The organism is Marinomonas alcarazii (assembly GCF_003208215.1).
Classification (GTDB): Bacteria; Pseudomonadota; Gammaproteobacteria; order Pseudomonadales; family Marinomonadaceae; genus Marinomonas; species Marinomonas alcarazii.
This window is the reverse complement of record NZ_QKLW01000005.1, coordinates 73191-95058: the sequence shown is the minus strand read 5'-3', so window position 1 is coordinate 95058 and position 21868 is coordinate 73191. Positions and strand designations below refer to the sequence as shown.

The window sequence follows — 21868 nt, the reverse complement described above, 5'->3', positions numbered from 1 at the left end:
ATCGTTATAATTTGGCCTTGATCAGGCTTTTAACGATATCCCTGCGCCTGTAAAGTAAATAAATGCGCATATTGGCCTTGTTGCGCTAGTAGTGAATCGTGGGTACCACGTTCTTGGATCTGTCCGTGCTCCATAACAATGATCTCGTGAGCGAGTCGTACGGTAGAAAAACGGTGAGAAATCAGAATCGCCATTTTATCCTTAGTATGCTCTTGGAAATGCTGGAAAATATTGGCTTCAGCCTGAGCATCCATGGCCGCTGTAGGTTCGTCTAAGACTAAAATATCAGCGTCTTCGCGCATGAAAGCACGGGCCAAGGCGATTTTTTGCCATTGTCCCCCCGACAATTCTTGCCCGCCACGGAACCAGCGTCCCAGTTGGGTCTGATAACCTTGTTCCAGTTCATCAATAAAGTCGGTCGCCTTACCAAGTTCAGCAGCTTTTTTCCAACCTGCTTGATCGTTAAATCTGTCATTGTCGCCAGCGCCAATGTTTTCGCCAACGATAAATTGATAGCGTACAAAGTCTTGGAATATAACGCCAATACGTTTTAGTAGTGCGCTTTCCTCCCATTCTAATAGATCTAAACCATCCAATAAAATTCGCCCTTTGGTGGGGTTATAAAGACGAGTGAGCAGTTTAATCAGCGTGGTTTTGCCGGAACCATTTTCGCCGACAATGGCCAGACTTTGACCAGGTTTAATATGCAGATTGATATTGGCAAGCGCTGGGCGCTCACTACCCGGATACTGGAAAGTAACGTCTTCAAAACGAATACCATCGTTTGGCATAGGGCCTACTAACAAACCGGATGTTGAAAGCGGCGTTTCTTGTTCTAGATATTCGTAGAGATTAGATAAGTATAAGTTGTCTTCATACATACCGCTGATGGCGGTGAGAGAAGCGGATACCGAGCTTTGCCCTTGTTTGAAGAGCAATAAATACATGGTCATTTGACCCAAGGTAATCGCTCCAATAATAGTGTCGCTGACGATCCAACCATAAGCGCCATAAAACACCAATGTGCTTATTACGCCAAGGGCAAAGCCCCAGCTTTCTCGACGTAAGATAAGTCGCTTACTTTCTTTGAATAGTTTGATGAATATTTCTGTGTAGCGTTGTAGAAATCGATCACCTAATTGGTACAGGCGGACTTCTTTGATGTTGTCTTCTCGAGCCAGTAGCGTTTCTAAATAGTTTTGTTGACGGACTTCAGGTGAGCGCCAACGAAACATTAAAAAAGCGTCACCGGAAAACTTAGCTTCAGCAATGAAGGAAGGTAAGGCGCCACATATTAATAGAATGAGTGCCCATGGCGAAAATTGCCAAAGTAGAACGGCAAAGCTAGATAAGGAAATGGCATTTTGCAGCAGAGCAAAAGTCTTATTAACGAGCGCGAGTGGTCGACTGGATGCTTCGCGACGAGCTCGAACCAGTTTGTCGTAAAACTCAGAATCTTCAAAATGAGACAGGGTAAGGCTTTGGGCTTTTTCTAAAATCATTAAATTAACTTTTTGACCTAGCAAGCCTTGTAAAATGGCTTGTTGGGCTGTCAAAGCACGTTGCGCTGCGGCAATTACCAATACTAAAAGACCTTCTAATAGCACGTAATTGAGTGCGGTCTGATAATGCACAACTTGATCTTGCTTGTAGCTTTCCATGGCGGCAACAACCGCGTCCACTATCAACTGCCCGACATACGCCATTGCCGCTGGAGTGACACCGGCAATCAGAGTCGCCAGTGCCAAGCCAATGGTTAACTTTGGAGAGGTTTTCCATACTAAATCAATGGCGCGTCGACTATAACGAAAGACGCCAAGCATGTTTTTATCGACAGTGTTATTCGGCGAAGCAACAGGTTTCATTAAAGACCTTAAAACGTTAGGAAATACATGCAGAGGAACGAATAGTATAAGTTATTCTGCCGATCTTTTATCCATTTTAAAAACACGACACTTGGTGCTTGATAAGATGCTCTTGTGTTTGCGTCGTTTGCCTATGAGTTTTTTATTGGTTAGTAAGGCTAGTGAGTAAACCTATTCGGTGCATAGCAATCGCTAGAAAATAGTTGATCCGTTGACCTTATCCTTTCGTATAACGCTCATTATGGTTACTGCTTAAGGAATGATTTTGACTCCAGACACGTCACGAATTATCGAAATGGCTTGGGAAGATCGTACGCCATTTGAAGCCATTCAAATGCTTTATGGGCTTTCTGAGCCGGATGTTATTTTATTAATGCGAAAAAATCTTAAATCTAAAGTTTTTAGAAACTGGCGAGCTAGGGTCTCTGGGCGTGCGAGTAAACATTTGGCGTACCGCAACCCTGAAATTTCGCGTGGCTACTGTAAAACACAGTATAAAATTCGTGCTAACAAAGGGCGCTAATAACGATTGGAAGACTGGTTGCTCCTAATCGTTATAAGTGGATGTGGTGTGCGCAAGAGAGGAGCTTATTTCCCTACACTCTGTGCTTTTACGAAATCAGCCAAGATATGAGTTGAATAAAGCCAACAATAATCCCTGCAATCGCTAAAAGCAGCAAGCTATTTACTGTGTATTTTAGACGCTTATAGGCTTTTCTATTTGTCTGCTTCAGCTCTTTACTTTGCTGCAATAGCGGTGTGACATTTTTGAAAATTCTATTTGCCAGTCCGCCTTTATCTTCACCTGTATTGGGTACGACAGACGCTCTCATCAACATTTTGTAGCAGAAATTAATGATCTTCCCGAAAATATTGACCGGTCGATTGAAGTCACACATTAAAATTAAGCGACTCTGATCTGTATTGTTCTTTACAAAGTGAAGGTACGTTTCATCAAACAGCAAGTCTTTGCCATCTTGCCAAGCGTATTCCTCTCCATCTACGTTAATGAAACAATCTTTCGAGTTAGGGGTTTCTAGCCCTAGGTGGTAGCGTAAAGAACAGGCGACAGGGTCTAGATGACGCGTCAGTTCTGAGTTTCCTGGCATGTAAGCAAACATGGCGCCATTGATATTTTTAATTTTGCTGAGTATCTCAACGGTTTTTGGGCATTGTTTTTGAGCGGAAACATGGTTGTATCCATACCATTTCAAGTAATACTTTCTCCAGCCGTATTTATGAAATGTTCTAAACCCCAAGTCATAGGACGCGTCAGAGCCTGGTTTGTTAATGTTTTCTAGTTCACCACAATGTTGCAGTGCCAGTGCTTCATCTCTTATCACTTCCCAGTTTTTGCGGAGTTCGTCTAACTCTTTGTATTGAAGCGTATCGATAATAGGGCGACGGACTTTTTTGGTGGAAAACAAATACAGTAAGCAATTTAAAGGGGCAAATATCGGCCAGCCTTTACGGAAGTATTCAGACCAGCTGGTGTATCGAGTGTTTCCTCTATACGTATAAATGTAGTACATGGAACACATGCTGAAAGTAGCAATAAATAACATGATAACGGCAAGCTGCATCTTTATTTCCCATTTCTTGACGATTGGTCTTTTTATTTGCTAATTATTTACTATTGGTCATGAAATGTGAATACCCAAAATAGGGGATGCGCTTATCCGCTTTTAAATTTTACATGGATGCTTCATTTTGAATGTTTCTTGTACTAAAAGAGGGGATGATGCAGCTTTATGCTGCATCACTTTCTGGAAAATCGCTGCTTTCATCAAGGTCAAATGTGAGAGCGCTATCGTCTTCGCTATAAATCATCTCTTCATCGGTTTCTATGACAAGGTCTTCAAGTGTCTTTTTTTCAGTAACTACTGCTGATGACGCTGTTTTTCCACTGGATTCTTTTGATGATGATTTTTTGGCTTTTGGTGACGTTTTCTTTTTGTTGCCTAATATATCTAATAGAGAATCCTTGTTCTCTGCTAGGTACATAGATAAAGCTTCTTTTTGATTGTGGTCTCCAGCTAAATTGCTCTGATCCAATACTTCATAAAGCGCTTCAGCGGTATCTAGAAGTTTGTCGTATGCATCGGCCTCGACTTTTGAAGTAAATGTCATTTTTTCGATTCCATCGCGTTCTACAACATATTTGATAATTACAGGCATGATCCACCTCATGAAAAATAATACTGTATAAATGTACAGTATTATTTTCCCGTTTGTCTAGTGCTTTTATTTGTTGATATGAGCAATGGTTGTTAAAGTTACGCCCTTGATGAAGGAAACCATTTTATGTCGATCGATTTCTCCCAGTTAGACTTTTCTATTGTAATGGATCATGTTGAGATCGTTTTAACACTCGCTTGGGTTTTGCTGTCCTACATAGTGAGACGTTATACAAAGCGAGCTATACGTCTTCACCAAAAAATCGAACATGATAAAAAACGTCAGAGAATCAACACGGTAGATAACATTTTCAACCTGTTTTTAGTGGTTGGTTTGGTGCTTATTTGGTCTTCTGAGCTGCAAAATATCGCCATTTCAATTGCCGCATTCATGGTGGCTTTGGTCATTGCCACAAAGGAATTTATTGCTTGCATTATTGGTGCATTTTATCGAGCAAGTACTCGCCCTTATCAGGTTGGTGATTGGATTCGAATTGCTAACTATGAAGGTGAAGTAACAGATAGCGATTGGCTATCCACTACTTTATTTGAAGTGGACTTAAAAGGTGGCACATATTCCTACACGGGTCGAACCACAGTTGTGCCCAACAGTGTGCTGTTATTACAAACGGTTCAGAACTTAAACTATATGCGTCGTTATGTGACTCACACATTTTCTATTGCGCGCGCCACGGATGATGTGAATTTGTTTACCATAAAAGAGCAAATACTGGAAAAAATTCGTGGTTACAGTGAGCATTTTCATGACGTTGCTATTCGTTATAACAGCCTTATTGAAAAACGTTTGGATATCAAAATTTCTGGTCCTGAACCTCGAGTGCGTATTACGACCACGGTGGAAGGCTTTAACATTTTTACGATTTCTCTTTTTTGCCCGACAGAAGAAGCGGTCGAAATTGAACAAAAAGTGACGGAAGATTTTATGGCGTTTTGGTACGCAAGTCGTGATGCTAGGTTAGATGCAGCGAGGGCAGATCAATGAGTCAAACTCGTACATTAACGCTAGTATGTTTAATTTGTATCACTTTATTAACAGCGGGCTGTAATAGTTTTCGTGTCACAGAAAGTAAGGTTAACGAAGAAGTCGCACAGCAACTTGCTAAACCTCAACAAAATCAAATTGAGCTAACACTAGATGGTAATACCCTAAACTTGGATTTTTTGGTTAGCTCTGCAAATATTGATTTTACTGAGCGTGATGGCGGTTTAGTGTTGGTGGATCTTATTGGCAAAATCACAGGAACCGTAACCGCATTCGGTCAGAACTTTTCGCTCACGACAAGAGTGAACCCTTCTTTTGAATCCGGTGTTCGGATTGAAGAAGATCGACTTTATTTAGTGGCACCAAAAATTACTAAGATTGAAGTCGAAGGCTCAAGCTTTAGTGATAAGTTGCTGCGTTCTACTTTAGGGCCATTACATGAAGATTTTGAAAGGGCTTTTGTACAGTACTTTGATGGGCATCCTGTGTATGTTTTGAATCACTCGCCATTTGAGAAGGCAGCAGCGGTTATGGTGAAAGACATTATTATCAAGGAAGACTCGTTAGAGCTTTCTATCTTTTAGGTAAGACTTTGGTTAAGGGTCTAGGTAAGTTTCTTCATAGCCACTATAATGCCCGAATATTATATAACCAGATATTAAGGAAACATCATGTCGATTGCAGACAATCAAGTCGTTCAATTTCATTATACTTTGCGCCATGGCGAAGAGCTGATTGAGACTTCTGCAGGTAAAGATCCTGCGGCGTATTTACATGGCCACGGTAATGTTATTCCTGGGCTTGAAAAAGCAATGGAAGGCAAAGAGGTTGGTGACGAGTTTGAAGTCACTGTTGCGTGTGCTGATGCCTATGGCGAGCGCCATGAAGATCGTCAGCAACAAGTGCCGGTAAAACATTTACAGGGTGCGAAACGCTGGAAAGCGGGCATGGTCGCTATGGTACAAACTGACAAAGGCATGCGTCAGGTGACCGTGGTTAAAGTTGGTTTGAAGCACGCTACTGTTGATTTGAACCACCCATTGTCTGGTAAAGATCTAACGTTCAATATTCAAATTGTTGATGCTCGTGAAGCAACGAATGATGAAATTGCGCACGGCCATGCGCACGGTGTTGGTGGTCATCACCACTAAGAGCAAGAGTGCTTTAACAACAAAATAAGGCTATTTCCCAAAAGCCCCTGTTGCGGATAACGCAGCGGGGGTTTTTGTATTTCTGAGCTTGTATTTTTTAAATGAGCAGAGAAAGACTGATTTTAATCAAGTGATTGCAGCAAATATTAAAATTTAATAAGAATCGTTATCAACTGCTTGACAGATCTCGTCGCCGTGCACATTATTGATAATAGTTATCATTTATATTTTGTGTGTTCTATTTTAGAGGGCGAAGCAATGAGTCATTATTTAGTGCCATTTTCAGTGCTCGAGCAGACTATTCAGGGAGGGCAGTGTGCAGACTCCCCAGAAGTGCTCTATCATTATTTGAAACTAACGGAAGAGTATGCCGAACGCTTAAGCATCCCCGATGCGACGTTATTGCATCAAAGAGTGTTTAATGTGTTGCTGGACACTGTATGTGATACCAGAGTGGTGCCTCATTGGCGACAAACGTGTTTAGACAAGGTGTATTTGCCTCTGTCGCATCTTAAACAATTAATTGTGACGTATCAGGATGCAAAAAATTATTTCAAGATGGAGCACAGTTTACGCATTTTGAGTCACTACTTTATCTCTTCCTTTGAATAATAAGGACCACATAGACTAATGAAAATGCGTATTGAAAAAGACAGTATGGGCGAACTAGAGGTCCCTGAAAAAGCACTTTACGGTGCTCAAACCCAGCGCGCTATTAATAATTTCCCAATCAGTGACGAGCCCCTTCCAGAAGCTTTTATTCGCGCACTTATTCTTATTAAAGCGGCCGCGGCACGAGCGAATGAGTCCCTTGAATGCATTACCCCAGAGATGTCGAAAGCGATACAAAACGCCTGTGATGAGCTGTTAGATGGTGACGACCTTATGCAGCACTTCCCTGTCGATGTTTTCCAAACGGGCTCTGGCACCAGTTCGAATATGAACGCCAATGAAGTGATAGCCACATTAGCCAACGCGTATTATCGTTCAGAAGAAGGCGGTTCAACGGTTAATCCCAATGATCATGTGAATTACGGACAGAGTAGTAATGATGTGATTCCAAGTGCTATTCATGTGAGTGCGACATTAGAATTAACTGGTCATCTGTTGCCCGCCTTGGTTCATTTGAAAGAGACGATCCTTGAGAAGGGTCATGCATTGGCTAAGTACACCAAAACAGGTCGAACACATTTGATGGACGCTATGCCTGTACGTTTGGATCAAACTTTTCATTCGTGGGCAGCGCAACTTCAAGACAATATTGATAACTTAACGTACCTAGAAGCCAAGACAACGAAACTTGCTCAAGGCGGAACCGCCGTTGGTACTGGCATTAATGCACACCCAGAGTTTGCTGAACTATTTGCCAAAGAGTTGTCTTATTTAACAAATGTGACCTTTAGCAAAGGCGATAATTTTTTCGCTTTGATTGGCTCTCAAGATACGGCCGTTGCCTTATCAGGTCAGTTAAAGGCTGTTGCTGTGACCTATATGAAAATTGCCAATGACCTGCGTTGGATGAATTCTGGACCACTAGCGGGGTTAGGGGAAATTTCTTTACAAGCTTTGCAGCCAGGTTCGTCTATTATGCCGGGCAAAGTGAATCCGGTGATTCCGGAAGCAACGGCTATGGTCGCTGCGCAAGTGATTGGTAACGATGCTGCTATCACCATTGGCGGTCAGTCGGGCAATTTTGAATTGAACGTCATGTTACCAATGATTGCTAAGAATCTGTTAAACAGCATTAAGTTATTGGCCAACAGTGGGCAAGTGTTGGCGGATAATGCCATTGCCACGCTAACCGTCAATGAAGATAAATTGAATGAAGCATTACATCGTAACCCAATTTTAGTGACAGCATTAAACCCAATTATAGGTTATGGTAAAGCAGCAGAAATCGCGAAAAAAGCCTATAAAGAAGGTCGCCCAGTGGTGGATGTTGCAGAAGAAGAAACAGAGTTAAGCCGAGAGGAATTGCTCTCCTTACTCGACCCTGCTAAGTTAACTCATGGTGGGCTATAGTTTCTTTATTTGGTTGTTCCCTTTCCAAATATAGAAAACCCGAGCCAGCGTTCGCGCTGGCTTTTTTTATGCTTAATTACTCTAGCGCTTTATCGACAGCGGCTTTAGCGTGAATATAAGTGGTGTCAAATAAAGGCACGGCAACGTGTTCTTGTTTTAACAATAATGTGATTTCCGTACAGCCTTCGATGACGGCTTGTGCTCCGGCTGCTTGAAGTCGATTAACGATGTCGATATAAATTTGTCTCGATTCAGGAAGAATTTTACCGAGACATAATTCCTCGTAGATAATTCTATGTATCTCGTCCCTGTCTTGCTTCGATGGCGTGATAACCTCTAAGCCATATTGATCTTCTAATCGCTTAATATAAAAATCTTCTTCCATCGAATAGCGTGTGCCGATAAAACCTACTTTTTGATGTTTCTGCTTCACAAGTTCCTTGGCTGTGGCATCGGCAATATGCAGCAACGGAATTTGCACCGCACTTTGAACAACGTCAGCCACCTTGTGCATGGTGTTGGTCGCGATAAGTATGAAATCAGCCTGAGCTTGCTCTAAACGTTTGGCTTCTAGAGCGAGTATTTCGCCTAACTGTAACCAATCGCCTTGATGTTGTAAGCGCTCAATTTCCGCAAAATCGACACTGGATAAAATAATTTTAGCGGAATGCAGTCCACCAAGTTTTTGTTTGGTCAACTCGTTGATGCTTTTGTAATACAGAGCAGAAGATTCCCAACTCATGCCTCCAATAATGCCGATCGTTTTCATGCTTGCGCCCTTTAGAATTTATAATAAGTTCATGAAGTCTAACGCGCTAACACACAGGTCGTAATGCACAGTTTGAAAAAATAAATAGCGTAACTGTGATGGATTGTTGGTTTAAATTTGTCTAGTCATAAATACGCTATGAGGATCCAGTTTGTAATTGGAAAAGGGGCCGCATTCTGAAAAGGCGTGTTTAGCGTACAGCTTCCTGGCTGGCGCGAAGAAGTCTTGTGATCCGGTTTCTAGGCTGATTTTATTGAGGCCTTTTTGCTTGGCGGTATCGAGAATGTGGCAAAGTAGGGTAGAAGCAACGCCCTTGTTGCGAGCGGCGCTGGTGGTGCGCATGGATTTAATTTCGCCATGTGTTTCGTCTAGTACTTTTAGCGCGCCACATCCGAGTAATTGGCTATCTTCCCAAACCGTCCAAAAGGTGACGCTTGGCTGTTTTAGACCAGTCAAATCCAAGGCATGTACGCTTTCTGCCGGTGATGTTGCGAACATGTCTTCAAGGTGTTCTGTGAGTATTTGTTTGACTTCTGGGCCAGATAAATCGTCGATTCTGATGTCCATTTAGTGTTCTTTCCTTACTGAAAATAATGGGCTATTTGATACGCCAAAGTAAGCAATTTTTGTACCTTAATTTAGTGTATTTTAGTCGTTAAACAAAAGTGTATACTGAAACGCAAACAGGCTAAAAGAGGAGACAGAGGCAGTATGGCAATTCCGTTTCGTTTACGCCCCGCTGAAATGAAAGACGCCGCATCTTTGCTTGCATGGCGTAATGATCCTGCCACGCGGGAAGCCTCTCATAATCAAGATGTCATTGGTTTAGATGCCCATATTAAATGGTTGAGTAATTCTCTGAATAAACCAGACTTACGCTTGTTGTGGATTGCTGAGATGGATGGTCTGGCGGTCGGAACCTGTCGTGCTGACAGATTAGAATATGCGTGGGAAGTGTCTTGGACAGTTGCACCAGAAGTCCGCGGAAAAGGCATTGCTCATCAAATGCTGTCCAAATTGGTGCATAACTTTAATGAACCATTAGTGGCGCAAGTGAAGCCTGATAACATTGCGTCTATGAAAGTGGCAGAGCGAGCCGGTTTTGTTCTAGATAAACAAGAAAACGGTGTGCTGCTTTATATTTATCCTAGCACCCCGTCTATTGCAGATTAATCATCAAAGCGAATGCGAACCTTAGGCTCGTCTGGCTTTTTCTCGGCAGGTTTACGCAGAGGATCGACCAGCTTTTCCAATCCATTGATTTTGATTTCCAATGCCAGCTGCAGCCATTGCCCCAGATTGCCATTCGGCCAGCCTTCGTGGGCAAACCATAATAAATAGGCTTCTGGCAGATCGATCAAAACACGACCTTGGTATTTCCCAAATGGCATGGTTTGACGAGCAACTTGGACGAGATCTTCTTGTGAAAACATGGGCTTCGCTTAGTGATGCTTAAAGGGTGAGTGTGTGGGCGTATTTAACCATACGTGAGTTATTTGGCAAACGGTGGATCTTGTTTAAAACGCTGAATCAGATAATCACAAATGCTTTGTAGCTTAGGCGATGGCTGACGTACTTTAGGGTAAACCAGCCAAACACCGCTGTAGGGATACTGATATTGCGTCAACAAGGGAATGAGCTTGCCACTGGCAAGGTCATCGGCGACGTAATAATCTGGTAGCTGAGCAATCCCTAAGCCTTTGCGAACGGCATCGAGCAAAGCGGGCCCAGAATTGCTGCGCCAGTTACTGTTTACTTTTACTTCTTTGCGCTGTCCATCTTGCTGAAACAACCAGTGGGTTTTTGAACCAATTAGGCAGCTGTGTTTGCTTAACTCAGCCAGAGTATGCGGCATGCCGTGCTGGTCTATGTATTCTCTCGACGCACACAGGTATTCCTCACGGTCACATAAGCGGCGTGACAAATGACTCGAATCCTTCATAGCACCCATGCGAATGGCAAGATCGTAACCTTCTTCTATCAAATCTACCGATCGGTTCGTTAGGTGAAAATCCAGTTCTATCTTTGGATGATTCAGCAAAAAGTCATTCATTAATGGTGCAATGTAACGTTCGCCAAAGGTCGTGGCACAAGTCATTTTAAATGAGCCTATTGGCGCTTGATTGAGTGTTGAAATAACTTCTTCGGCGCTACTTAAGGCTTCAGGCAAACCTCGGCAGTGTTGGTAATACAGCTCACCCGCATCACTTAAACGAATACGACGTGTGGTTCGAAACAGTAGGGTTGTTTCAAGTTCCGCTTCGAGCTGCGTAATCAATCGACTAATGTGCGAAGCGGATACGCTAAGTTTGACTGCCGCAGCGGAAAAGCTGCCCTGCCTGACAACTTCGACGAATGCTTCCATGGCTTCCCAGTTTTTCATAGTCTTTGGTACCGATAGGTTGAAGGTTAGCTTGTTGCTGGAGTTGTTATATTATAACTAAATTCATCGTTTTTAAAATGATTGTTGCTGTATGGCAATAATCATTTTCCAAATTGAGCATTATCCCTGTAATCATTTGCGTCTACACTGATTGCATCGAAAGTAAATTAAAAACATTTGGAGTGCGCAATGAAATGTAAAGCAGCTGTTGCTTGGGGCCCAGGCCAACCTCTTAAAATCGAAGAAGTTGATGTTCAAGATCCACAAAAAGGCGAAGTGCTTGTTCGCATGGTTGCTACCGGCGTTTGTCACACAGATGCGTTCACTTTGTCTGGTGAAGATCCAGAAGGTATTTTCCCTGCTATTCTAGGTCACGAAGGCGCGGGTGTTGTGGAAGCCGTAGGTGAGGGTGTAACTTCTCTTAAAGTAGGTGACCACGTTATCCCACTTTACACAGCGGAATGTGGCGAGTGTAAATTCTGTAAGTCTGGCAAAACAAACCTTTGCCAAGCCGTTCGTGAAACACAAGGTAAAGGCCTTATGCCAGACGGTACTAGCCGTTTCAGCATTAATGGCGAGCCAATTTTCCATTACATGGGCACGTCTACTTTCTCTGAATACAGCGTGGTTCCGGAAATTTCTTTGGCAAAAATCCATGTTGACGCACCACTAGAAAAAGTTTGCCTACTAGGTTGTGGTATCACAACAGGTATCGGTGCGGTACTAAACACAGCGAAAGTCGAAAAAGGCGATACCGTTGCTGTTTTTGGTTTGGGCGGCATTGGTTTGTCTGTCATCCAAGGCGCTCGTATGGCTGGCGCTTCTCGCATTATCGCCATCGATATCAATGAATCCAAGTTCGAGATGGCTCAGCAGTTCGGTGCGACAGATTGCGTGAATCCGAAAAACTTCGATAAGCCTATTCAGGAAGTGATCGTAGGTATGACTGACGGTGGCGTTGATTACTCTTTCGAGTGTATCGGTAACGTACAAGTGATGCGTTCTGCGCTTGAGTGCTGCCACAAAGGTTGGGGCGAATCTATCATCATCGGTGTTGCTGGTGCTGGCCAAGAAATCTCTACACGTCCGTTCCAATTGGTAACTGGCCGAGTCTGGAAAGGTTCTGCTTTTGGTGGTGTAAAAGGCCGCAGCCAATTGCCAGGTTACGTAGAAGATTACATGAACGGCAAGATCGAAATCGATCCATTCGTGACGCACACTATGCCGCTTGAACAGATCAACGAAGCGTTTGATTTGATGCATAAAGGCGAGAGTATTCGTACTGTTATCCTTTTTGACAAATAAACGAGATCTCACCGTTTTGATAAGCCCGCTAAGCGGGCTTTTTTAACACAGTTAAGGAGACAGCTATGGAATTGTTATCCAGTACCAAAAGCTTCGGCGGTTGGTTGAAGCGCTATAAGCATGAAAGCTTGTCAGTGAAAAGCGAAATGACCTTTGCTATTTACCTACCTCCGCAAGCAGAAACGCAAAAAGTGCCAGTCTTATATTGGCTGTCAGGTTTGACTTGTAATGACGAAAACTTCACACAGAAAGCAGGGGCGTTTCGTAAAGCGGCAGAATTAGGCTTGGCCATTGTTTGTCCTGATACCAGTCCTCGCGGTACAGATTATCCAAACGAACATGAAAGCTACGACTTTGGTTCTGCCGCAGGGTTTTATATCAACGCGACAGTTGAGCCTTATTCAAACACTTACCACATGTACGATTACGTGGTTCAAGAGCTGCCGCATTTGGTGGAAGCCAACTTCCCTGTGACGGACAAACGTTCTATCTCAGGTCACTCCATGGGCGGTCATGGCGCTTTGATTTGTGCCCTTAGGAACCCAGGCAAGTATCAATCTGTCTCGGCTTTTGCGCCAATCGTTAACCCAACAAACTGTCCTTGGGGCGAAAAAGCCTTCACCGGATACTTGGGCGAGGATAAGAGCACTTGGAAGGAATGGGATGCGACTTTGCTGGTGGAAAACGCAAGTGAACGCTTACCATTGTTTATTGATCAAGGCGAAGCCGATAACTTCTTGGTAGAACAACTTAAACCAGAAGCCCTAGAAGCAGCCTGTGAAAAAGCCGGACACCCGATTACGCTACGTCGTCAACCGGGCTACGACCACAGCTACTTCTTCATCGCCAGCTTTATCGATGATCACCTAGAACATCATTCTAGAGCCTTGAGTTAACACTTAGTTTTTCTTCATTGGAATCAAAAAAAGCGAGCCGCGGCTCGCTTTTTTATTGCTTGAAAACCTATTTAAAACAACGCGTAGGGCAGCATGAGCGAAGCGTGATCCGCCACTTTGTAGATTGGTCTTTAGGCCAACAACTGCAGATAGAGCAGGTCCGGCGTCTAATTAATTCAATAATGTATGAAGAGAAAAACCAATGTGCTTCTAATATTAGTAATATCTACTAAGTGCAAAGATGTAGTGAAGCAGTCAGATAATTTCGGCTGTATTTTTGATTTAATAAAAAGGAGCGTTAGATGGAAATTAATTATTATATTCCTAAAGACTTACCAATGAATTTTTTGCGTAGGATTAATTGTATTCCTATTGAAGAAGTAGAAATACAGCAATTTGAAAATACAATCCAAAACTACTGCTTGGATAATGTGACAAAGTATCTGAATTCAAACAATGGATCAATTCAATATGGTTGGATATTTTCAATGTTAGGGCGATTTGTCTTAAAGACACACGCTCATGCTGTAGTTCATATGGAGGATGGAAGATTAATTTGTGTTACTCCACCAGAATCAAAAATAGCGAAAATAAAGTTTGTCAGAGATGAATCAGTTAAAGACTTGATTGTTAATAATAGATTGCCAGTGAAAAGCTACGCGCTAGTTGAGAGTTTAATTATAGAAAAATTCGTTAGTTTTGAAAACGAACAAGATGTAGCAAGATTGAATGGAGATAGTGCTAAAGTTAATGAAATATATTCAGAGAAATTGCTGCTAGCATCAGAATTTTTTACTTATGTTTCTAATAATACTCGAAAAGACGATCCTTGTTATTGTGGATCATCTAAGAAGTTTAAAAAGTGCTGTGGAAAAAACGCTAGGTATGTTTAAGTAAAAATGCATTTAACAAGGAAAGTAATCCTATGAACTTCACCATCCGAACAGCAAGAATCGAAGACTTAGAGTTGATTCAAACATTAATTAATCGCTCGACTCGCGAGCTTCAGCGTGGGTTTTATGAGGAATCAGAGATTGACGCGGCGTTGGAGTTGATTGGTGGTTTAGATGTTCTCATTCAATCTGGACAGTATTTTGTTGCTGAAAATGATGGCTGTATTGCTGGCTGTGGCGGTGTATCTCTTTTATTGGATGAAGAAACGAGTGCCGAGATTCGAGGCTTCTTTGTTGCTCCTGAATACGCCAGAAAAGGTGTCGCTTCAAGTGTGTTTGATTATTGTGAAAAGTATTGTTCTGAAAGAGGTGTTAAGTCGTTATTTTTAGCCTCTACTTTGTCGGGTGAGCCTTTTTATAGTAAGCGAGGATTTACCGAGATTGGACGAGTGAAAGAGCCGCTTTCAAATGGCCAATTTTTTGAGTTGATAAATATGGAAAAGAGGCTTTAATATTTCAATAGTCGCAAAACGTGCGTCTTGATGTACGTACTTTAATAAGTATAAATTGCTCATAATTCAAACAAATTCGAGGTGTGTGATGGCTGGAATGACGGCAACAGAAGCACGTAGTAATTTGTACCGGCTTATTGATGAAGCGGCTGATTCTCATCAGCCTATAATCATTTCTGGTAAGCGTAATAATGCGGTTTTAGTATCGGAAGAAGATTGGTCTGCAATTCAGGAAACGCTGCTTTAACTATCAGTGCCTAATTTGCGTGAGTCTATCCGAGAAGGGATAGATGCTTCTGCTAGAGAGTGTGATGGGGAGCTTGATTGGTGATCTTTTTTAGCTGAAACTGTCTCTAAATCTGTTTCTCAGCGAAATATCGGTATCCAAGCCACAGGACCAATTATGCAATCTTTTGATGAGCTAATCGCATTTCGTAAAACCCTTCACCAGAACCCTGAGCTGTCTAATCAAGAGCAAGCCACGGCGGCCCGAATTCTCGAAGAGTTTCAAGCTTTCTCGCCGGATGACGTGATTACTGATCTTGGCGGAACGGGGCTGGCGTTTGTATTCAATGGTTCTGAAAGTGGTCCAACGACTTTGATTCGTAGCGAGCTGGATGCTTTACCGATTGAAGAAGCCAATAGCTTTGCACATCGCTCAAAAGTGAATGGTGTTTCTCATAAATGCGGTCACGATGGTCACATGAGTATTGTGACCGCGCTGGGTGCGGAATTGGCGAAACATCGTCCTAAGAAAGGACGGGTCGTGCTGTGTTTTCAACCTGCAGAAGAAACGGGCATGGGAGCGATTCAAGTCGTAAACGATGTGCGCTTTGTTAACCTTATTCCAGATTATGCTTTTGCTTTGCATAATTACCCTGGTTTAGAACTGGGTAAGGTTGCCGTACGAGCAGGCACGTTTAATTGTGCGTCTCGGGGGATGATTATCCATCTAAAAGGCAAAACTTCCCACGCGGCGCATCCTGAAAATGGCGTCAGTCCTGCCAATGCCCTGTGCAAAATTATTCAAGAACTGAATTCACTGCCAGCAAAGATTCCGCAACAAGTGGCCGCAGGGCGAAATTGGGTAACGGTTATTCATGCCAAATTGGGCGAAATTGCTTTTGGCACAGCGCCGGGTGATGCGGTGATCATGGCGACGTTGCGTAGTGAAACCAATGAAGCGATGCAAATTTTAATTGAGGAAGCCGAGCGATTGTCTCAAACGGTGGCTAAGACCGAAAATTTAAGCATTTCGTTTGAATACGATGATGTGTTTCAAGCCAGCGTTAATACTCAACAGGGTTGTGATTTGGTCGTCTGTGCTTGTGATAATACCCAAACGCCTTTTGTGTTGTTGGATGAGCCAATGCGTTGGTCAGAAGATTTCGGTCAGTTTACCGCAACCGCAAAAGAAGGCGCTATGTTTGCCTTGGGCGCTGGGCAAGCTAGCCCGCAATTACACAATCCTGATTACGATTTCCCAGATAGTTTGCTTCCCGTTGGTCGTGATTTGTTTCTGGATATTATTCGCCAGTTGAATGGGCTGTCTGTCGATAGTGCAATAGATACCAGCCGATGGACGTGACTATTGGCTGGTATCTATTACGAGTTGTTTGTTCATGACTACGTTGAAGTGCTACTTAAGCAAACACAAAGTATTTACGAACGGTTTCAACCACTTCCCAAGTACCTTTCATGCCAGGTTCGATGACGAACACGTCACCGGCTTTTAAATGCTTTGGCTCTTCGCCTTCTGGGGTGATGATGCAGTAACCTTCTAGGAAATGACAAAATTCCCATTTGTCGTAGTTCACTTCAAATTTACCAGGAGTACAGATCCAAGTACCCATGATTTTGCTGCCGTCTGCTGAAAGATAAGCGTTTAGATTGACAGTATGTGGATCGCCACCAATGCGAGTCCATTTTGTGGCGTTTACCACAGGAGTTGGGCAGGTTTCACGCATCACGGTGATAAAGTCAGACATAGTCGCTCCGGATTCTAGATAAGTTAAAGGAAAACCATTGTAGGGTGGTGGTGTGTGGCGAGTTTGTCTGTTTACGTCATAAATGCCTCTAAACAGTTATGAATAACAGCCGTGGCTCTTCATCCTGTTTAGCGCTAAAATTAATGCGTTTTTAATATATGATTTTACAAATCATTTAACGCATTTTGATAAGTGCTCATTTTGAAGGATTCACAATGAAAGGAATGTTTTTTAAATCGGCGGCTGTTGCGGTTTGCCTGTCTTCCAGTGCAGCGTTTGGCTTTAACTTGGATGTTTTTGGCTGGTTCCAAAAAGACAATTCGATCGACAGCATGATTGAATATGTCCCTGCTGACACGGCACTTTTTTTAGGTGGCGTCTCGAATGAAGAACTTATCACCAGCTCTGATGAGCTTATGGCGCAGCTTAAAGATAACGGTGACGCAGAAGTGATGATGGAGTTGCTTGGGTCTTTGCAACCTAGCAAGGGCTTGGACCTTGTTTCTTGGTTGGTGAAAGACTACTACGATGTCGCCCACAATGGTGGCTTAGAAATATACCAGCATTACGGTCTTGATATTGAAGGCGCGAGTGTTATTTATCTGGATGGGGTTTTTCCTGTTGCGCGCATCGCGTTAGAAAATGAAGAAACGTTTTTGAGCTTGATAAAGCAAGCTGCACAAGAAACGGGCGTTACCCTTGGCTCTGAAACGGTAGGTGGTCAAGCGTTAACCACCGTTGAATTAGTAAATGAAGATGGCATCGTGCTGAAGCTAGGCTTTATGATCAAGGATAACGTGCTTACCGCGGCTGTGATATCGGCGAAAGAGAGCAAAGTTGAGCAGGAGCAACGTTTCGCCTTATCGAAGCCTGCGCTGTCAATGCCGGCGGACAGTTGGAAGAACGATGGTGAGGCTTATAATTTCTTAGCTGCTTCCCATGGTTATATTAGTCTACAGAACATCGCGAATGCGATCTTAGATAAAAATTCTCGCGCTCACAAACAAGTAAAAGCATTGGCGGGTGATGACTTGCCAGAATTGAGTGCTGCACAAATGCAATGTAAAGCAGACATCGTCAATATTGTGTCTGGTGTGCCTCGCCTTGTGTTTGGTGTTAACCGCTATGACGTTCAGGGTGACGATATGGCACTGGACTTTTCTTACGCATTAGAAATTAAAGATGCCAATATTCTCGGTGAGCTAAACAAATTACGCGGGTTTATTCCAAGCTATTTGAATGCCAGTAACGATTTGGCTCTTGGCGTTGGTGTCGGTGTCTCATCTGATGCGTTATCGCCTGTTTTAACCAGCTTGTGGAAACAATTCACAACAGCTGACTTTAGCTGTGAACCATTACTAAAAGCGCAAGCAAAATTGCGTGAACAGAACCCTGCCGCACTTTCTGTATTTACCAGCATGGCGCAAGGTTTATCGGGTGTGAGTGCTGGTATCTTTGATCTTGCAAAAGATGAGAGCAGCCAAATAGGCGTGAAATACGATGCTATTGCGACTCTGACCAGCGATAAGCCAGACGTATTGGCTGCACTTGCCGCTCAGTATATCCCTATGCTTCGCGGTATACAGATTCCAACCGACGGAAGTGCGGTAAATCTAGCTGACAGCGGCTTGCCGATTGATGCGTTCGTGGCGATTAAGGGTAAGCATTTAGTCGCTTACACTGGTGAGAAAAGTCAGCAAATTGCTGAGCAGTTAGTAACGGAAGAAGTGACTCAAAATGGCATGGCTGCCATCGCCGTTGACAGCACCAAGTTAGGTGATTTGACCATGAATATAGGGCGACTAGGCGCCAACATGGGTCAAGATTGTACCGATCTGTACACTGTCTCAGCGGCACTTACTAGCTTGCCATTTAACTTAAATATTCAAGAAGGCTTTAATGACAAAGGCTATGAAAGTAATTGGTCTATGTATTTTAAAGACGTATCAAATTTCAAAAATATTCAGCGTAAGGATTTGCTAAACAGCTTCAATGTAGAGTACCTAAACGAGCAGTGTGAGTGGGTCGCGGCCGGTGTTGAAACCTTTAATGAAGGTGGCGAGGGGATATTTGTTGATCAGGATGAAGTAAACAGCTGTAATATTTACGAAAGCCGTTTCGAATGGCAGTATGCTTTCAGTATGATCGAAGAAACTGGTAGCGAGAGCCAGTACCGTAGTAGCTGCGATAGCGAATGGGAACAACAGGAAGAAGTTGATTTTGCTTGTCAGATTCTGGGAGCGAAAGAGAACAGCTTTTATTGCCTACACGATGATGGGTACAAGACACTTTATCGCTACACTCGATTGTAATTTATAGGTAAACGCGATAATTAGGGTAGGTGTGCCATCTGAGCCACCTACCATTCTAGTGTACTTGTAGAGTTGTTTAATGAGTCTTATTTAAACGCATTCAATGGAATTTTTAGATAAGACAACCCATTGTCTTCTGGTTTCGGCATGTGTCCTGCTCGCATGTTGATTTGTAACGCCGGTAAAATCAGGCGAGGCATGGCCAAGGTTTTATCGCGAGTTTCACGCAGTTCAACAAAGGTTTTTTTGCTGATACTTTCTTTCACGTGGATATTTAATTCACGCTGTTCTTTTACTGTGGTTTGGTATTTCAACTCACGACCATTCGGGCAGTAGTCATGGCACATGAAGATTCTGTACTCTTCAGGAAGTGCCAATATTTTTTGTACGGAATCGTATAGCACGCCAGCGTCTCCACCGGGGAAGTCTGCACGTGCCGTGCCAGCATCTGGCATAAATAAAGTATCACCAACAAAAACCGCATCACCTAAAACATGGGTGAAACAAGCTGGTGTGTGGCCCGGGGTGTGAATCGCTGTGCATTGCATTTCACCAATATAAAATTGCTCGCCATCTTCGAATAGAAAGTCAAATTGAGAGCCGTCATGCAAGAAGTCAGCGCCTTCGTTAAAGACTTTGGCAAAGGTCTCTTGCACTGTGGTGATGTGTTTGCCAATTGCAATTTTGCCACCCAATTTTTTCTGGATATAGGGTGCAGCAGAAAGGTGATCTGCGTGAACATGTGTTTCGATTAGCCATTCCACTTTTAACTTGTGCGTGGTGACGTATTCAATGATGGCGTCAGCGCCTTTGTGTGAAGTACCGCCAGAGGCATAGTCAAAATCCAATACGCTATCGATGATGGCGCAGCTAGAAGAGGCTGGGTCTTTCACCACATAGGAAAAAGTACTGGAGTCTTTATCAAAAAACGCGACAACACTGGGCTGGAAGAGAGAGTCAGTAGTCATTTTTTGCCTCGTTGAAGTTGTTGAGTCAAAGATGTCTTAATATTAGTTATATCTAATATAATTGAGTGTCGATATATTTAAAAGATATTTTTTAGCCCTGTTGATGTAAAACTTAACTCTTGTCTGCTCTGTCCTTGTTTGAAAAAATGAAAAAACAGTGTCTTATTACGAAAAGTATCAAATAAGTGATTATTGTTTGAAATAAGATACTCTTGGTCGGGTTTATGCTGTCTGAGCTCTTTACTATAACGACTTTAAAGGTTGAAACAGTAAGGTGAAAAACATGAAAAGAGTATTTCTTATAACGGCAGCGTTAAGCGGATTGGTCTCCATGAGCAGCAATGCGTTTGAGCTAACAAGCCAAGACATTCAAGAAGGGCAGAAAATCCCACAGGCGTTTGAATTTAATAGTTTTGGTTGTGATGGAGAGAATAAATCTCCTCAATTAGCCTGGACGGATCCACCTAAGGAGACGAAGAGCTTCGCTATTACCGTGTACGATCCAGATGCGCCGTCCGGTAGTGGCTGGTGGCATTGGTCAGCGTTTAATATTCCGGCTTCTGTGACGTCTTTGGCTCAAGGTGCAGATGTAACCAAACTTGGTGCGACAGAGCTGAAATCAGATTACGGCAGTGTTGGTTTTGGTGGTTTCTGCCCACCGAAGGGCGATAATATGCATCGTTATCAGTTTACTGTTTGGGCGTTGCCTGTGGAGAAGCTGGATTTAAATGCTGATGCTTCAGCTGCGTTAGCAGGTTTCACGGTCCGCAGTATGGCAATTGGTAAGGCTATCTTGGTCGCACCTTATAATCGTTAATCGATCACCTATTAGGAGTAAAAATGCGTCCTGCTTTTAAAATCAGTCAAATGTATGGTTTGCAAACACAGCGACTGCGCAATGTGGCCATTCTTACTCCTAGCCTTTTCAAAATTCGTTCAGGGCGCAAGCGCTTATTTTGGCAAGATGATGTGTTGGAGTTTGATTCTTCTACCTTGTTATTAACGAAAGCAGGACAACAACTGACGTTTGAAAATGAGCCAAGCAAAGAGCGTTTTTTGTCAGCACAGATGAGTTTTCAACGGCCGCCTCCAGAAGCGATGATAGAGCTTAGTATCACAGTGAATGCTCAGCGAACGCCAAGCTTAAAACCCAGTCGATCTTTGATGGCGAGTCTCGATTTTTTGTTTGAATTGGATACGGATGGATTGAGTGAAACGACTCAAGCGTATTGGTTAAATGGTTTTTACCAACAACTGGCCGAAGTAGGGAAGTTACATCTACTCTTTGATGGGCATTTTGTGCCTTTTGCGCAAAAAGTGACTGAACTGTTGCAACAAACGCCATGGCAAGGTTATCAATTGGATCAAGTTGCTGCGCATTTTTCAGTGAGTCGAGCAACATTGATTCGTCGTTTAAAAGACGAAAATACACAGTTTAGAACGCTGTTAACTCGTGTGCGAATGAATCATGCGATTAGTTTGATGCAACAAGGATATCGACAGCAAATAGACATTGCCGTTCGTTGCGGTTACCAGTCTCAAGAGCGCTTCAGTCAGCGTTTTTACAAGTCATTCGGAATAACACCAAGTGAATACATAAAGACACTTTAAGAGCTGTCTTTGA

25 protein-coding genes are annotated in these 21868 nt (G+C 43.0%); 16 read left to right on the top strand and 9 right to left on the bottom strand.

Features of this window, described 5'->3' with window-relative positions; genetic code table 11:
- Positions 1 to 29: 29 nt before the first annotated feature.
- Positions 30 to 1865 carry an ABC transporter ATP-binding protein gene (locus DFP75_RS11720; protein ID WP_110575848.1) on the bottom strand — a complete coding sequence of 612 codons (1836 nt, stop codon included), beginning with the start codon at positions 1863 to 1865 and terminating at the stop codon, positions 30 to 32.
- Between the two features lie 265 nt (positions 1866 to 2130).
- Between DFP75_RS11720 and DFP75_RS11715 the strand changes: the two genes are divergently transcribed.
- Positions 2131 to 2388 carry a TIGR03643 family protein gene (locus DFP75_RS11715; RefSeq protein ID WP_425451222.1) on the top strand — a complete coding sequence of 86 codons (258 nt, stop codon included), beginning with the start codon at positions 2131 to 2133 and terminating at the stop codon, positions 2386 to 2388.
- An 88-nt stretch (positions 2389 to 2476) separates the two neighbouring features.
- Here DFP75_RS11715 and DFP75_RS11710 read toward each other — a convergent pair whose 3' ends face one another.
- Positions 2477 to 3448, bottom strand: coding sequence for an aspartyl/asparaginyl beta-hydroxylase domain-containing protein (locus tag DFP75_RS11710; RefSeq protein ID WP_110575844.1), 972 nt, complete (start codon positions 3446 to 3448; stop codon positions 2477 to 2479).
- A gap of 166 nt (positions 3449 to 3614) precedes the next feature.
- The gene (locus tag DFP75_RS11705) at positions 3615 to 4043 is read right to left on the bottom strand and encodes a YebG family protein (RefSeq protein WP_110575842.1); all 429 of its coding nucleotides are present in this window, start codon (positions 4041 to 4043) and stop codon (positions 3615 to 3617) included.
- 126 nt (positions 4044 to 4169) lie between these two features.
- Between DFP75_RS11705 and DFP75_RS11700 the strand changes: the two genes are divergently transcribed.
- The 5 genes from DFP75_RS11700 to DFP75_RS11680 all read left to right on the top strand — a co-directional run bounded on the left by DFP75_RS11700 (position 4170) and on the right by DFP75_RS11680 (position 8218).
- Complete coding sequence (locus tag DFP75_RS11700) at positions 4170 to 5045, top strand: mechanosensitive ion channel family protein (protein WP_110575840.1); 876 nt, start codon at positions 4170 to 4172, stop codon at positions 5043 to 5045.
- Positions 5042 to 5629: a DUF1439 domain-containing protein gene (locus DFP75_RS11695; protein ID WP_110575837.1), complete on the top strand. Its 588-nt coding sequence runs from the start codon at positions 5042 to 5044 to the stop codon at positions 5627 to 5629. The genes DFP75_RS11700 and DFP75_RS11695 overlap by 4 nt, the downstream gene beginning before the upstream one ends.
- An 87-nt stretch (positions 5630 to 5716) precedes the next feature.
- Positions 5717 to 6196 (top strand): FKBP-type peptidyl-prolyl cis-trans isomerase, encoded by a 480-nt coding sequence (locus DFP75_RS11690; protein WP_110575835.1) that lies wholly within the window; start codon positions 5717 to 5719, stop codon positions 6194 to 6196.
- A gap of 258 nt (positions 6197 to 6454) precedes the next feature.
- A complete protein-coding gene (locus DFP75_RS11685) occupies positions 6455 to 6808 on the top strand; it encodes a hypothetical protein (protein ID WP_110575833.1) in 354 nt (117 codons plus the stop codon).
- Between the two features lie 18 nt (positions 6809 to 6826).
- Positions 6827 to 8218 carry a class II fumarate hydratase gene (locus DFP75_RS11680; RefSeq protein WP_110575831.1) on the top strand — a complete coding sequence of 464 codons (1392 nt, stop codon included), beginning with the start codon at positions 6827 to 6829 and terminating at the stop codon, positions 8216 to 8218.
- A gap of 76 nt (positions 8219 to 8294) precedes the next feature.
- Here DFP75_RS11680 and DFP75_RS11675 read toward each other — a convergent pair whose 3' ends face one another.
- Both DFP75_RS11675 and DFP75_RS11670 read right to left on the bottom strand, forming a co-directional pair.
- Positions 8295 to 8987: an aspartate/glutamate racemase family protein gene (locus DFP75_RS11675; RefSeq protein WP_110575830.1), complete on the bottom strand. Its 693-nt coding sequence runs from the start codon at positions 8985 to 8987 to the stop codon at positions 8295 to 8297.
- A 111-nt stretch (positions 8988 to 9098) separates the two neighbouring features.
- The gene (locus DFP75_RS11670; RefSeq protein WP_110575828.1) at positions 9099 to 9554 is read right to left on the bottom strand and encodes a GNAT family N-acetyltransferase; all 456 of its coding nucleotides are present in this window, start codon (positions 9552 to 9554) and stop codon (positions 9099 to 9101) included.
- A 144-nt stretch (positions 9555 to 9698) separates the two neighbouring features.
- On the opposite strand from DFP75_RS11670, the gene DFP75_RS11665 reads away from it, so the two are divergent.
- Positions 9699 to 10160, top strand: a complete 462-nt coding sequence (locus DFP75_RS11665) for a GNAT family N-acetyltransferase (RefSeq protein ID WP_110575826.1) — start codon at positions 9699 to 9701, stop codon at positions 10158 to 10160.
- Here DFP75_RS11665 and DFP75_RS11660 read toward each other — a convergent pair.
- Positions 10157 to 10420, bottom strand: coding sequence for a DUF3820 family protein (locus DFP75_RS11660; protein WP_110575824.1), 264 nt, complete (start codon positions 10418 to 10420; stop codon positions 10157 to 10159). The genes DFP75_RS11665 and DFP75_RS11660 overlap by 4 nt on opposite strands.
- A gap of 59 nt (positions 10421 to 10479) precedes the next feature.
- A complete protein-coding gene (locus DFP75_RS11655; protein ID WP_110575822.1) occupies positions 10480 to 11370 on the bottom strand; it encodes a LysR family transcriptional regulator in 891 nt (296 codons plus the stop codon).
- A 189-nt stretch (positions 11371 to 11559) separates the two neighbouring features.
- Here DFP75_RS11655 and DFP75_RS11650 point away from each other — a divergent pair, with 189 nt between their 5' ends.
- The 6 genes from DFP75_RS11650 (at position 11560) to DFP75_RS11625 (ending at position 16564) form a co-directional block, all read left to right on the top strand.
- Positions 11560 to 12675 carry an S-(hydroxymethyl)glutathione dehydrogenase/class III alcohol dehydrogenase gene (locus DFP75_RS11650; RefSeq protein WP_110575820.1) on the top strand — a complete coding sequence of 372 codons (1116 nt, stop codon included), beginning with the start codon at positions 11560 to 11562 and terminating at the stop codon, positions 12673 to 12675.
- A 65-nt stretch (positions 12676 to 12740) separates the two neighbouring features.
- Positions 12741 to 13571, top strand: a complete 831-nt coding sequence (gene fghA / locus DFP75_RS11645; protein WP_110575818.1) for an S-formylglutathione hydrolase — start codon at positions 12741 to 12743, stop codon at positions 13569 to 13571.
- Positions 13572 to 13873: 302 nt separating this feature from the next.
- Positions 13874 to 14464, top strand: a complete 591-nt coding sequence (locus DFP75_RS11640; RefSeq protein ID WP_110575816.1) for a YecA family protein — start codon at positions 13874 to 13876, stop codon at positions 14462 to 14464.
- A gap of 32 nt (positions 14465 to 14496) precedes the next feature.
- Positions 14497 to 14976, top strand: a complete 480-nt coding sequence (locus DFP75_RS11635) for a GNAT family N-acetyltransferase (protein ID WP_110575814.1) — start codon at positions 14497 to 14499, stop codon at positions 14974 to 14976.
- 88 nt (positions 14977 to 15064) lie between these two features.
- Positions 15065 to 15223, top strand: coding sequence for a type II toxin-antitoxin system Phd/YefM family antitoxin (locus tag DFP75_RS11630; protein WP_425451220.1), 159 nt, complete (start codon positions 15065 to 15067; stop codon positions 15221 to 15223).
- Positions 15224 to 15379: 156 nt separating this feature from the next.
- Positions 15380 to 16564, top strand: a complete 1185-nt coding sequence (locus DFP75_RS11625) for an amidohydrolase (protein ID WP_110575812.1) — start codon at positions 15380 to 15382, stop codon at positions 16562 to 16564.
- Between the two features lie 55 nt (positions 16565 to 16619).
- Here DFP75_RS11625 and DFP75_RS11620 read toward each other — a convergent pair whose 3' ends face one another.
- The gene (locus DFP75_RS11620) at positions 16620 to 16964 is read right to left on the bottom strand and encodes a cupin domain-containing protein (protein WP_110575810.1); all 345 of its coding nucleotides are present in this window, start codon (positions 16962 to 16964) and stop codon (positions 16620 to 16622) included.
- A gap of 215 nt (positions 16965 to 17179) precedes the next feature.
- Here DFP75_RS11620 and DFP75_RS11615 point away from each other — a divergent pair, with 215 nt between their 5' ends.
- Entirely contained in the window at positions 17180 to 19276 is a 2097-nt protein-coding gene (locus tag DFP75_RS11615; RefSeq protein ID WP_110575808.1) for a hypothetical protein, read from the top strand.
- Positions 19277 to 19362: 86 nt separating this feature from the next.
- Here DFP75_RS11615 and DFP75_RS11610 read toward each other — a convergent pair whose 3' ends face one another.
- Positions 19363 to 20244, bottom strand: coding sequence for an MBL fold metallo-hydrolase (locus DFP75_RS11610; RefSeq protein ID WP_110575807.1), 882 nt, complete (start codon positions 20242 to 20244; stop codon positions 19363 to 19365).
- Between the two features lie 283 nt (positions 20245 to 20527).
- Here DFP75_RS11610 and DFP75_RS11605 point away from each other — a divergent pair, with 283 nt between their 5' ends.
- Positions 20528 to 21061 carry a YbhB/YbcL family Raf kinase inhibitor-like protein gene (locus DFP75_RS11605; protein WP_110575805.1) on the top strand — a complete coding sequence of 178 codons (534 nt, stop codon included), beginning with the start codon at positions 20528 to 20530 and terminating at the stop codon, positions 21059 to 21061.
- A gap of 23 nt (positions 21062 to 21084) precedes the next feature.
- Positions 21085 to 21855, top strand: a complete 771-nt coding sequence (locus DFP75_RS11600; RefSeq protein ID WP_110575804.1) for a helix-turn-helix transcriptional regulator — start codon at positions 21085 to 21087, stop codon at positions 21853 to 21855.
- The last annotated feature ends 13 nt before the right edge of the window (positions 21856 to 21868 follow it).